The sequence below is a fragment of the Streptococcus mitis genome, from assembly GCF_001074635.1.
Classification (GTDB): Bacteria; Bacillota; Bacilli; order Lactobacillales; family Streptococcaceae; genus Streptococcus; species Streptococcus mitis_E.
Genome location: NZ_JUQO01000083.1, coordinates 1 through 11812 on the forward strand (window position 1 = coordinate 1; position 11812 = coordinate 11812).

Sequence of the window (11812 nt, forward strand, 5' to 3'; positions counted from 1 at the left end):
AATCTACGTATCAGACTCGTTCTAATGCAACTGGTGTTGCAGACTATAGAACTAAATACTCTCACTCTTACAAGAAAAGCACCACATCAGGTCCTGTAAGTTCAACTGCCTATGGTGGAAAAGCTGGAGCTACTCTGACTGTAGGTGCAGGTGTTAGCTTTTCTGCTCCGGAGTCTGGAGCTGGACTTAGTTTAAATCACTCAGTCTCCCATAACGTACCACCCTACACTTATGGTTATATTAGACTAAAAGCATCTTACACAGTAAACGTTCGTAAACTAGAAGTTAGATACTTAGGCACCAACAAATGGGTTCCAGCTGGTGAAACCTCTACTATATCGAATGTTAGCGTTTGGAGCGAACTGGTCACTTGGAAATAACTCATTAGAGACTGGGTAAAAACTCAATTTCAGGAGAAAATGAAATAAATTTTCTCACAATAAAACGCATAGTATCACGGTTTTCAATATCTGATATTATGCGTTTTTGATTTTAAAGAGCTAAATTTCTTAACTTAATGACATTGCTTTTTGCCTTTCCCCTTCTTTTTCAAAAAGCAAAAATGTCCTATCAAATTGATAGAGCATGTGATATAATAACGATGGCACTAACGATACGCCTTGGAAAAGGAGGTATTACAGATGCTAGAACTTCTCAAAATAGTACTTATCGCAGTCATCGAGAGTATCATCTCATGGCTGGTGACTCGTTGGTTAGACGATCACTTCGACAAGTAACTTTCCTGGTTAGTGCTATCTAACCCAGAAAAAATCCCCTTGGTATTGCAGTACCTAGGGGATTTCTGTTTTAGCACTAAAATGCTAGAACTTCTCAATTCTTATTTATTATCTCACATGTTCTGTTCAATTGTCAAGAAAGAGGTGTTTTATGTCTTTATAATTCATCGGCTAATTTATTTATCTTTCTGAGTCTGTGGTTGACACCACTTTTGGTCAGAGGGGTGCTGAGGCTATCTGCCAACTGCTGGATAGAGTAGTCTGGGTGCTGAATCCGCAACTGCGCTACTTCCTGCAAATCCACTGGCAGATTTTCTAAGCCCATAATATCTTTGATTTTGCTGATATTGTTGATAGTCTTCATGCTGGCAGAAACTGTCCGAGCGATATTGGCTGTCTCGGCATTATTGGCCCGATTGAGGTCGTTACGGGTTTCTCGCAAAATCTTAACCCTCTCAAAATCATCACGCGCCTTCATGGCCCCGATAACAATCAAGAAGTCCATGATATCTTCAGCACGCTGGAGATAGGTCACAGCCCCCTTCTTACGCTCAAGCACCTTAGCATCCAGTAAAAACTGCTGAAGAAGGGAGGCAATCCCTTGCGCGTGGTCCAGATAAACAGAACTGATTTCCAACTGGTACTTGCCTGACTCAGGGTCACGAATGCTTCCATTTGCCAAGAAAGCACCACAGAGATAGGCACGACCTGCTTCCTCGTCTGATAAAATCTCCTCGTCAATACCTGTTTCAAGACCAAAAAAGGAGTCTGCCAAGTGCAAATCACTCAGCAGGTCCTGCACCTTTTCATCTGTAAAAACAGTATAGACTCGATTCTTGCGAAGATTGCTCCGTTGGTGGTGTCGGATTTCCGATTTGATTTCATAAAAATGGAGAAAGGACTCATAGAGGTGCCGAGCTAGCTTAGCATTTTCTGTCACAACAGACAGGGTCAAGCCCGAAGTCGAGAGGCCTATACTGCCAGACATCTTGATAATGGCAGATAATTCATGCCGACTTAGATGGTGCTGACCTAGGATTTCTTCTTTTACTGCTACTGTGAAACTCATTTTCTCACCTTTATAATGCGCATCAATTCGTCCACAATCAAATCCCCATCGTGGAAGGCACCACCATTTTCCAGACGGAGGAAGTTGGATGAAATCACGCGTGGAACTTGCTTACAAAGACCTGCAAAATCATGTTCCACCTGCACCAAATATTCATCAAAACGGTTGGAATTCATGTATTCCTGAGGCACTTTTTCGATATTCACCAAGACAGTGTCGATAAAAGGTCGGCCAAGGTGACGATGCAAGACTTCCACGTGGTCACTATCTGTAAAGTGTTCCGTCTCCCCACGTTGGGTCATGATATTGCAGACATAGGCGATTTCTGCCTTGGTTTCCAAAAGCGCCTGCCCGATTTCCTTAATCACGATATTGGGCAAAATCGAGGTAAAGAGGGAACCAGGTCCGAGGACAATCATGTCACTTTCAAGAATGGTCTGCACTACTCGACGGCTAGCCAGAGGCGTATCATCGTTGAGGGTATTGGTCACATAGACATGGTCAATCATGCCTGGATGGTCTGCAATATGACTCTCTCCAGCCACTTCTGTCCCATCCTGAAAGACTGCATGAAGGGTCAAGGGATGGTCACTGGAAGGATAAATCTTCCCAGTTGTGTGGAAAAATTTGCTCAGCAACTGCATGGCATTGTAGGTCGAACCCTGCATTTCTGACAGACCTGCAATAATGAGATTGCCCAATGGATGGCCAGCAAAGGCTCCAGCATCTTCAGAAAAGCGATACTGAAAGACTTTCTCATAAAACTTAGGCATATCCGACATGGCCACAAGGACATTACGAAGATCACCTGGCGGTGTCAATTGCTGCATATTTTTTCGGAGTTCACCTGATGAACCACCATCATCCGCCACCGTTACGATAGCAGCGATTTCCACATCTTTTTCCCGCAGACTTTTTAGAATGACAGGAATCCCAGTTCCTCCACCAATCACCGTTATCTTTGGTTTTCTCATGAACGGTTTACCGTTTCCTTTCTTCGGTCTTTGTCACGATGCCCTTCATTAACAGGCCAATTCTTGGATAAGTCCTGCGCCAAGCGTTTAGCAAAGGCCACACTACGGTGTTGTCCACCCGTACATCCCATGGCAATGGTCAAAACGGACTTCCCTTCCTTTTGGTAACTTGGCAAAATCGGCTCAATCAAGGCCAATAAATGTTGATAAAAGTCTTCTGACTCAGGATGATTCATGACATAGTCATAAACAGGTTCATCCACACCCGTTTGGTTTCGAAGTTCTGGTAGATAATAGGGATTTGGCAAGAATCGGACATCAAAGACCAAGTCTGCATCAATCGGAATTCCATATTTAAAGCCAAAAGACATGACTTCGATACGGAAAGACTGGGCTTGTTCCTGATCTGAAAACTGCTCTGCAAGGGTTTTGCGCAGCTCACGTGGAGTAAGTTCTGTCGTATCCACAACATTTTGACTCATATTTTTCAAAGGTGCCAAGAGTTCACGTTCCAACTTGATTCCGTCTAAAATACGACCGTCTGCTGCTAGTGGGTGACTCCGTCTGGTTTCCTTGTAACGAGCGACCAATTCTTTATCAGCTGCATCCAAAAAGAGAATTTTAAAGTCCAGTTCTTCCTTATTTTCCAGCTCATCCAAAACAGCTTGAATCTCTGAGAAGAAAGAACGGCTACGCATATCCACTACCAAGGCCAACTTATGGTCGTCTTCCTTTGTTTCCACCAACTGCAAAAACTTAGGCAAGAGGGCTGGCGGCATATTATCAATAGTAAAATAACCCAAATCCTCGAAAGACTGAATGGCCACGGTTTTCCCAGCACCACTCATCCCTGTCACAATCACCAAGTGAAGTTGTTTCTTTGTCATCTTTTTCTCCTTATATCAAAAGAAGTTTGGCAACACCAAACTTCAACTAGCTTATCCAATCTCTGCGATGACTTCAATTTCGACTTTTACATCACGAGGAAGACGAGCTACCTCCACAGCTGAACGAGCTGGAAATTCCTCTTTAAAGGCCGTTTGGTAAACCTCGTTAAAAGGAACAAAGTCGTTCATATCGCTCAAAAAGCAAGTTGTTTTGACAACATGGTCAAAGTCAGTTCCTGCTTCTGCCAAAATAGCACCAATGTTTTTCAAGACTTGTTCTGTCTGTTCTTGGATCGTTTCTCCAACGATTTCCCCAGTTTCAGGAGATAGGGGAACTTGACCACTAGCAAACAAAAGGTTGCCAACGATTTTTCCTTGAACATATGGTCCGATAGCCTTTGGGGCCTTATCTGTATGAATTGTTTTTGTCATTTTCTTTTCCTCACAATTTTTCTAAGATTGCATCCCAAGATTCATCCATCCCTGCCTTGCTGACAGATGAAAAGAGGATAAAGTCGTCACTTGGGTCAAAGTTTAATTTCTTTTTGATTGCTGATTCGTGCTTGTTCCATTTACCACGAGGAATCTTGTCCGCCTTGGTCGCAACGATGATAACCGGAATCTCATAATACTTGAGAAATTCGTACATCTGCACATCATCTGCTGACGGGTCATGACGAAGGTCAACTAGACTGACTACCGCACGGAGATTTTCCCGAGTCGTTAAGTACTCCTCAATCATGCGCCCCCACTTTTCACGTTCCTTTTTAGAAACACGGGCATAGCCATAACCAGGCACATCCACAAAGCGCATCTTATCGTCGATATTAAAGAAATTGAGAAGCTGGGTTTTACCAGGTTTACCTGATGTTCGGGCTAGATTCTTGCGGTTCAGCATGGTATTGATAAAGCTAGACTTGCCAACATTTGAACGCCCTGCAAGAGCGATCTCTGGCAGTTCATCCTGCGGATAGTGGGATTTATTCGCCGCACTGAGCAAGATTTCAGCATTATGTGTATTAAGTTCCATAGTCACCTCTAGGCTGTTTCTAGGATTGGTTTATCCGTTCCATCGACAGCTTCTTTTGTGATGCGGACCAATTTCACATTTTCCTGACTCGGTACTTCAAACATGACGTCTAGCATGGTTTCTTCTATGATGGAGCGAAGACCACGCGCACCTGTCTTCCGTTCGATGGCCTTATTGGCGATTTCTTGAAGGGCTTCGTCGTCAAATTCCAACTCGACATCATCATAAGAAAGCAAGGTTTGATATTGTTTAACCAAGGCATTTCTTGGCTCTTTCAAAATACGAACCAAGTCATCAACCGTCAATTGCTCAAGAGCTGCAAAGACTGGCAAGCGTCCAATCAACTCAGGGATAATACCAAATTTTTGAATATCTTCTGCGATGATTTCCTGCATGTAAGAGCTGTTTTCGTCAATCGCTTTATTATTTTGACCAAATCCGATGACTTTTTCACCCAGGCGTTGTTTGACAATTTCTTCAATACCATCAAAAGCACCACCCACGATGAAGAGGATATTTTTAGTATCCACTTGAATCATCTCTTGTTGTGGATGCTTGCGTCCACCTTGAGGCGGCACGCTAGCAACGGTTCCCTCGATAATCTTGAGAAGAGCTTGTTGCACCCCTTCACCAGAAACATCACGGGTAATCGATACATTCTCACTCTTCTTGGCAATCTTGTCAATTTCATCCACATAGATAATGCCACGCTCTGCACGTTCGATATTAAAGTCAGCAGCCTGCAGGAGTTTGAGGAGAATATTTTCTACGTCCTCACCTACATAACCAGCCTCAGTAAGAGCTGTCGCATCTGCAATGGCAAAAGGTACATTTAAACTCTTAGCCAAGGTCTGGGCAAGGAATGTTTTCCCTGAACCAGTTGGACCAATCATCAAGATGTTTGACTTCTGCAAATCCACATCTTCTGATTCTTCGCGTGTATCGTGAAAATTGATGCGTTTGTAATGGTTGTAAACTGCAACTGCCAAGGCACGCTTGGCACGATCTTGACCGATTACATAGTGGTTCAAGATATGGAGAAGTTCGATTGGTTTTGGAACTTCAGACAAGTCTGCCAAGACTTCCTCAGCCAACTCCTCCCGAATGATTTCCTGGGCTAACTCTACACATTCATTACAGATAAAGGCGTTGTTCCCAGCGATTATTTTTTGTACTTCTTCTTGGCTTTTGCCACAAAATGAGCAATAAACCATCATATCATTATTCCTATTTGTAGGCATGATTTCCTTCCGTTCTATTCTATACTGTCATTCTATCTAAAATAAGGTCATGTAAAAAGCATGGATACTATTGACCAAATTGGTAAAAGCATTTAACCAGAGCAGGACAGAAAGTCCATAACGCTTTTTACGAAAAGCCTGTGCCCCAGCAAGCAAACAGACCAAACACAGCATGGCTGTGAAAAAACCAAATATACTACGTTCCATTAGACTTCCTTTCTCTTGCGGTATTGGATGGTAAAATCATAAGGATTTTTCTCATCTTTGGTATAAAATTTGCTTGAAACAGTCTCAAAAAGAGATAAGTCAAACTCTTCAGGGAAATAGGTATCGCCCTCCACCCGAGCATGAATTTGAGTCACAATCACTTCATCAAGGTAGGGTTCAAAAGCCTGAAAAATCTGCTTCCCACCGATAATGTAGAGATTCTTTTCTTGGGCCTGATACCAGTCGAGAACAGACTGGACATCCTGAAAAGTAGCAACTCCATCTATCTTTTCTTCTGGATTACGAGTCATAATCAAGGTCTCCCGTTTTGGAAGCAAGCGGCGCCCCATCCCATCAAAGGTCACGCGCCCCATCAAGATAGCATGATTTAGAGTTGTTTCTTTGAAGTGTTGCAGTTCTGCTGGCAAATGCCAAGGCAGACGATTGTCCTTACCAATCACACCCTCTTCATCCTGGGCCCAAATAGCTACGATTTTCTTAGTCATGCTTCCATCCTTTTCACTGATAGTACTATTTTATCAAAAAACTCAAAAAAAGACTGGTTTGGAATAGCTTACAGAATAGAAAAAATCCGTAAGAGACATCCTACAGATTTTTATATGATTATTCTATTTCTTACAAACCAGGTGCTTGTCCAAGTTCTGCTGCAATCATCCAAACTGTTTTCTCAAGTTCAGCCTTAGCACCAACAAAGATATCGTTTGTAACATCATCGCCTTCTTCGTCAGTCACATCCAAAGCTTTTTGGAAAAGAGTGATGAGGTAGCGATAAATAGCTAGAACGCGTTCCAAGCTTTCTTCAACGTTACGGAATTCTCCTTCTTCTTCTTCGATTTCACTGTGTTGAAGGAATTCTGTCAAAGTTGAGTAAGGTTTGCCACCAAGGGTAATTAAACGTTCGCTGATTTCATCCAAGTGACCATCAAGAGCATCCATGTACTCATCCATTTTTGGATGCCATACAAGGAAACCACGACCACGCATGTACCAGTGCACTTGGTGCAAAGCCACATGAGCTACATACAAATCAGCAACTGCTTGGTTCAAGACTTCCTTTGTTTTTGCCAATGCTACTGGCGCTGCTTTTGTCAATGATGTTACATCTTTTACTGCTTCTTTTTTCAATTCTACCATTGTTTTTACCTCATTCATTATTATTTGTAACCACTTCTTACTGATTACTATCTTAGTATACTACTAAGGAAAACCAAAAGCAAGCCAAATGACTCACATGAGAAAAGTTGCAATAGACTGATAATTTAAGAATTTTTAGAATAAAACACAGTCCCCTTACACCTCTCTTAACTGCGACAAAATAAAGAAAAAGAGGATGCAATTTTCTTGCACACTCCTTTCTCAAACTTATATCTTAATACCAAACGCTGACGTCAACTCGACCACGAATTCCTTTTAAGTATTCAGATGAGGTATATTGCCATCCTTTTTCACCTGAATAATGAGGATTTGTCCAATCAAGCGCATCAGTATAAGCAGCAACCCAATTGACATGTTGCAAAATATCAGGATGATTCAAACGAGTTTGTAAAAGTTGACGGTAGCTATAAACTTTCACATTTTGATAACCAGCCTGTTTCATTGTTGCCATATACTTGTTGATAATCTTGACCCAGGTTCCAGTATCACTTGGAGCTCTCTTGCTCTTATTGACATATTCCCAGTTCTCAACATCGTAGTAGATAGGGTAAGACAAGTTCATCTTGTATTTTTTCAAGAGTTCAATGGTCTGATTAGCATCATTCTCAGCATCAGTCTCATTTTCAGCATAAGTATAGAGATAAACACCGTAAGGAATTCCAAGACGGTTTAACTCCTTAATATTATGAGCCAATTCCTTGTCCTCAGTTCCACTATAGCCCAAACGAACAATGACTCCATCAACGCCATTATCATCAATGACCTTTTTCCAGTCACTGATACGACCATTGTGTTCACTGACATCGATGACCTTTTTAACTTGATCAGTCCCAACTTGTTCTTCACGATGGTTAAAGAAATAACGTCTGCCATTTCGGTGAACCCAGCCAACATTCAAGTCTTTCTTTTCTTTTAACTCACCTGAGTCAGAAAAAATATAGCGAGCATCATCCATGACTAATTCACCAGTAGCCATAGCACCACTTCCTGTCAAATAGTAGTTACCCTGCCACTCATCTTTGGCCATGTAACCCCACTTCTTGAAATAGTACCACTTGCCGTCTACCTTTTGCCACTCTTGATTTGCATAAGAACCATCAGACTTGAGATAGAAGTAAGATGAATAGGCTGGATCATAAAGCCATTCATTTTGCATCATGGCACCTTGACCATTTAGGAAATAACTTCCCTGCCATTGACTTTTAGCTAAATAGCCCCATTTTTTAAAATAGTACCATTTACCTCCAACAGAATGCCATTCCTGGTTAGCATAAGAACCATCAGACTTCAGGTAAAACCAATTCTTATAGGCGTTATCATAAACCCATTCATTCTTAGCCATATAACCACCTGATTTTAGGTAGTAATTGCCCTGCCACTCATTTTGAGCATAACGACCGTCTGACTTAATATAAAACCAAGCCTTATAGTAGTTATCAAAAATCCACTCACTCTTTGCTTTGGAACCATCAGCCTTTACATAATAATCCCCCTCCCAGTGGGCAGAAGCATTGGTCTTTACTCCTGCGCTCGTTTGAGTTTTATTAGAAGACTGATTTTGCTCTGAACTACTTGAAACTGTCCTTGCATCCTGCGAAGTTTTTGCTACCTCAGTTTCATTTGCAACGACATGGCTAGTTGCAAATCCTAGTAAGCAGATACTTGCTAATCCAATTTTTCCAATCTTTGTTTTCAATCTTTCCTCTCCTATAAAAAATGGAACAGACATCTCAATGCTGTTCCACCTAGCTTTTGCTACTGATTATTTTACAAAGTCAAGCAAAGCCAAGAAGCTTTCTGCTTCAAGTGACGCACCACCTACAAGGGCACCGTCAACGTCTGGACAAGCCATGTATGAAGCAACGTTTTCAGGTTTAACAGAACCACCGTATTGAACACGAACTTTGTCTGCAACTTCTTGACCAAAGTCAGCAGCTACAACGTCACGAACAACTTTACACATTTTTTGTGCATCGTCTTGTGAAGCTGATTTACCAGTACCGATAGCCCAGATTGGCTCGTAAGCGATAACTGATACAGCAACTTGTTCAGCTGTCAAACCAGCCAATGCAGCAGATACTTGAGCACCTACGAATTCAGCAGCTTTACCAGCTTCATAAGTTTCAAGTGATTCACCACAACAGATGATTGGAAGCATGCCGTTTGCAAAGATTGCTTTTGCTTTTTTGTTGATATCTTCGTCAGTTTCATGGAAGTAGTCACGGCGTTCTGAGTGACCGATAACAACGTAGTCAGTACCGATTTCTTTCAAAACTTGTGGGCTAGTTTCACCAGTGAAAGCACCTGCATTTTCAAAGTAGCAGTTTTGAGCAGCAACTTTAAGGTTTGAACCTTTAGCAGCAGCAAGAACAGCTGTCAAATCAAGAGCTGGAGCAGCGATACCTGCTTCAACAAGGTCTGATGAAGGAAGTTTTGATGCAACTGCTTCAACAAATGCTTTAGCTTCTTCTGGATTTTTGTTCATTTTCCAGTTACCAGCGATAAATGGTTTACGTGACATTTCACATACCTCTTTTTTCAATTTATTTTCTATTTATTTTATCACAATTAGACACAGCTTGCAAATCTTACTCGGATTTCAAGCCTGCTTGCATGGATTAATCCTTCCAAAGATCCATAGCATTTCTGAAATCTGCAGATACCTGTGTCAACTGAGGATTGCTGGCTTCTCTTTCTGCCCGCTTGGCCTCGATTTGAGCCACACTCTTGATTCCTTCATGGCGCCAATTTCTCAAAATCGCCTGGATGTACTTCCAGTTTGGTTTGCCATTCAAAACCGCTTCACGAAGAGCCTCCTTAATCAAGTCAGCACTGGTCCCATCTTCCTTTAGTGTCTTGATCAAATCCTCAATTTCAAAAGGCGTCAACAAACGTCCCAACTCCTGTTGGAAGGTTTCTACCAAATCCTTGAGCTGGTTTTGAGGTGTCAACTGGTCTGAACTCGAAGTAGGAGCTCCAAGCAAGTTATCCAAGAATTCCAAGGCCAAACTAGCATCAAAGAGCAATTCAATTTCGCCATTTAATTCGATAGTACGATACTGGAGCAGTCCCCTTTCCGTCAGATTGGAAATGGACTGGTTGACATCCGAAATTTCCTTGCCAATCCTTTCAGCAATCTGGCTTGGGGACATTTCATCTAAGCCTGTCGTATTTTGCAAATAGAAAAATTGCCAGACCAGAAAATCGTCGCTAGAAGGAAAGAGTTCCTTAAAATGCAAGAGCAGGGCACTCGGTAAAACCAAGTTCCCTGATTTAAAAGCGTCTAAATATGTCATAATTCCTCTTATAAATACCCATATGCAGATGCATCATCTTCTATCTTTCTCCAGTCAAAAGGCGTCTCCTGATAGACGGCATAGTTCACCCAGTTGCTGAAAAAGAGAGCTGCTGATGAAGACCAACAAAGACAAGGTACCTGATTAACATCATCATCTTTAAAGTAATTTTCTGGAATATGTGGGTCTAAACCTGCGTCACAATCTCGGAAATACTCTTTTGCCAAGGTATCACGGTCATATTCCAAATGCCCAAAACTATAAATTTCTCGTAAATCACGACTGGCCAAAATAGAAACCCCAACCTGAGGTCCTTCTGATAAAATCTCGAGATTGGTTTTGTTTAAGACTTCTTCCTTAGAAATCTCCGTGTGCCGTGAATGAGGGGATACATAGCTATCGTCAAAGCCTCTAAAGAGAAGGTGACCCTCTTTTAGGGTGTCCTGAGGATAAATACCTGATAACTTACTGTCCATCTGGTATTTTTCTACACCATAGCGCAGATAGAGTCCCGCCTGAGCACCCCAGCAGATATGAAGGGTCGAATAGACATGGGTCTTAGACCACTCAAGCACCTGGGTAAATTCCTCCCAATAGTCCACTTCCTCAAATGGTAAATGCTCAACGGGAGCACCCGTGATAATCATGCCATCAAAATACTCATCTTTGACTTCAGGAAAAGTTTTATAAAAGGTCTCCATGTGCTCTGAACGAGTTGTCTTAGAACGGTGGCTTTCCATATAGAGAAAATCAATATCCAGTTGCAGGGGTGTATTGGCCAAATGGCGTAACAACTGGGTTTCTGTGACCATTTTCTGTGGCATGAGATTTAAAATTAAAATCTTCAAGGGACGGATATCTTGGTGGGCCGCACGTTGATCATCCATGACAAAGATGTTCTCTGTCCGTAAAATCTCAACAGCTGGTAATTTTTTATCAATTCGAATCGGCATAACCCTCTCCTAACTGTATTCTTTCAGGAATCATTGCATATGTTTGAAACTCTTCGAAAATCTCTTCAAACCGCGTCAACGTTGCCTTGCCGTAGATATATGTTACTGACTTCGTCAGTTCTATCTGCAACCTCAAAACAGTTTTTTGAGCTGACTTCGTCAGTTTTATCTGCAACCTCAAAGCTGTACTTTGAGCAGCCTGCGGCTAGTTTCCTAGTTTGCTCTTTGATTTTCATTGAGTA

The 11812-nt window shown here is 41.9% G+C and carries 14 protein-coding genes; 1 reads left to right on the forward strand and 13 read right to left on the reverse strand.

The features are described from left to right. A partial coding sequence (locus ADI58_RS03545) for a hypothetical protein (protein WP_049521491.1) occupies positions 1-380 on the forward strand: 380 nt, incomplete at its 5' end. A 514-nt stretch (positions 381-894) separates the two neighbouring features. Here ADI58_RS03545 and whiA read toward each other — a convergent pair. The 13 genes from whiA to metA all read right to left on the reverse strand — a co-directional run bounded on the left by whiA (position 895) and on the right by metA (position 11570). Next, a complete protein-coding gene (gene whiA / locus ADI58_RS03550; protein ID WP_049521492.1) occupies positions 895-1806 on the reverse strand; it encodes a DNA-binding protein WhiA in 912 nt (303 codons plus the stop codon). After that, positions 1803-2780, reverse strand: coding sequence for a YvcK family protein (locus ADI58_RS03555; protein ID WP_023943688.1), 978 nt, complete (start codon positions 2778-2780; stop codon positions 1803-1805). The genes whiA and ADI58_RS03555 overlap by 4 nt, the downstream gene beginning before the upstream one ends. Beyond that, the gene (gene rapZ / locus ADI58_RS03560) at positions 2777-3667 is read right to left on the reverse strand and encodes an RNase adapter RapZ (RefSeq protein ID WP_000163055.1); all 891 of its coding nucleotides are present in this window, start codon (positions 3665-3667) and stop codon (positions 2777-2779) included. The genes ADI58_RS03555 and rapZ overlap by 4 nt, the downstream gene beginning before the upstream one ends. A gap of 51 nt (positions 3668-3718) precedes the next feature. Then, a complete protein-coding gene (locus ADI58_RS03565) occupies positions 3719-4099 on the reverse strand; it encodes a RidA family protein (protein ID WP_049521493.1) in 381 nt (126 codons plus the stop codon). A 10-nt stretch (positions 4100-4109) separates the two neighbouring features. Next, positions 4110-4697: a ribosome biogenesis GTP-binding protein YihA/YsxC gene (gene yihA, locus ADI58_RS03570; protein ID WP_049521494.1), complete on the reverse strand. Its 588-nt coding sequence runs from the start codon at positions 4695-4697 to the stop codon at positions 4110-4112. A gap of 8 nt (positions 4698-4705) precedes the next feature. Next, positions 4706-5938: an ATP-dependent Clp protease ATP-binding subunit ClpX gene (gene clpX, locus ADI58_RS03575; protein ID WP_012972566.1), complete on the reverse strand. Its 1233-nt coding sequence runs from the start codon at positions 5936-5938 to the stop codon at positions 4706-4708. A 36-nt stretch (positions 5939-5974) separates the two neighbouring features. Beyond that, complete coding sequence (locus ADI58_RS11365) at positions 5975-6145, reverse strand: hypothetical protein (RefSeq protein WP_000442260.1); 171 nt, start codon at positions 6143-6145, stop codon at positions 5975-5977. After that, positions 6145-6651, reverse strand: coding sequence for a dihydrofolate reductase (locus ADI58_RS03585; RefSeq protein WP_049521495.1), 507 nt, complete (start codon positions 6649-6651; stop codon positions 6145-6147). The genes ADI58_RS11365 and ADI58_RS03585 overlap by 1 nt, the downstream gene beginning before the upstream one ends. A 130-nt stretch (positions 6652-6781) precedes the next feature. Further along, positions 6782-7300, reverse strand: a complete 519-nt coding sequence (locus ADI58_RS03590; RefSeq protein WP_045604665.1) for a Dps family protein — start codon at positions 7298-7300, stop codon at positions 6782-6784. 235 nt (positions 7301-7535) lie between these two features. Next, entirely contained in the window at positions 7536-9050 is a 1515-nt protein-coding gene (gene lytC, locus ADI58_RS03595) for a choline binding-anchored murein hydrolase LytC (protein ID WP_080982455.1), read from the reverse strand. 33 nt (positions 9051-9083) lie between these two features. Next, a complete protein-coding gene (gene tpiA / locus ADI58_RS03600; RefSeq protein ID WP_049521497.1) occupies positions 9084-9842 on the reverse strand; it encodes a triose-phosphate isomerase in 759 nt (252 codons plus the stop codon). A 97-nt stretch (positions 9843-9939) separates the two neighbouring features. Then, on the reverse strand, positions 9940-10617 hold the full coding sequence (locus ADI58_RS03605) for a DnaD domain-containing protein (RefSeq protein ID WP_049521498.1): 678 nt from the start codon (positions 10615-10617) through the stop codon (positions 9940-9942). 8 nt (positions 10618-10625) lie between these two features. Continuing rightward, positions 10626-11570, reverse strand: a complete 945-nt coding sequence (metA, locus tag ADI58_RS03610; RefSeq protein ID WP_049521499.1) for a homoserine O-acetyltransferase MetA — start codon at positions 11568-11570, stop codon at positions 10626-10628. Between the last annotated feature and the right edge of the window lie 242 nt (positions 11571-11812).

Coding starts and splice junctions, on each gene's coding strand:
- whiA (WP_049521492.1), bottom strand. CDS start 1,806: ATGAGTTTCACAGTAGCAGTAAAAGAAGAAATCCTAGGTCAGCACCAT.
- ADI58_RS03555 (WP_023943688.1), bottom strand. CDS start 2,780: ATGAGAAAACCAAAGATAACGGTGATTGGTGGAGGAACTGGGATTCCT.
- rapZ (WP_000163055.1), bottom strand. CDS start 3,667: ATGACAAAGAAACAACTTCACTTGGTGATTGTGACAGGGATGAGTGGT.
- ADI58_RS03565 (WP_049521493.1), bottom strand. CDS start 4,099: ATGACAAAAACAATTCATACAGATAAGGCCCCAAAGGCTATCGGACCA.
- yihA (WP_049521494.1), bottom strand. CDS start 4,697: ATGGAACTTAATACACATAATGCTGAAATCTTGCTCAGTGCGGCGAAT.
- clpX (WP_012972566.1), bottom strand. CDS start 5,938: ATGCCTACAAATAGGAATAATGATATGATGGTTTATTGCTCATTTTGT.
- ADI58_RS11365 (WP_000442260.1), bottom strand. CDS start 6,145: ATGGAACGTAGTATATTTGGTTTTTTCACAGCCATGCTGTGTTTGGTC.
- ADI58_RS03585 (WP_049521495.1), bottom strand. CDS start 6,651: ATGACTAAGAAAATCGTAGCTATTTGGGCCCAGGATGAAGAGGGTGTG.
- ADI58_RS03590 (WP_045604665.1), bottom strand. CDS start 7,300: ATGGTAGAATTGAAAAAAGAAGCAGTAAAAGATGTAACATCATTGACA.
- lytC (WP_080982455.1), bottom strand. CDS start 9,050: ATGTCTGTTCCATTTTTTATAGGAGAGGAAAGATTGAAAACAAAGATT.
- tpiA (WP_049521497.1), bottom strand. CDS start 9,842: ATGTCACGTAAACCATTTATCGCTGGTAACTGGAAAATGAACAAAAAT.
- ADI58_RS03605 (WP_049521498.1), bottom strand. CDS start 10,617: ATGACATATTTAGACGCTTTTAAATCAGGGAACTTGGTTTTACCGAGT.
- metA (WP_049521499.1), bottom strand. CDS start 11,570: ATGCCGATTCGAATTGATAAAAAATTACCAGCTGTTGAGATTTTACGG.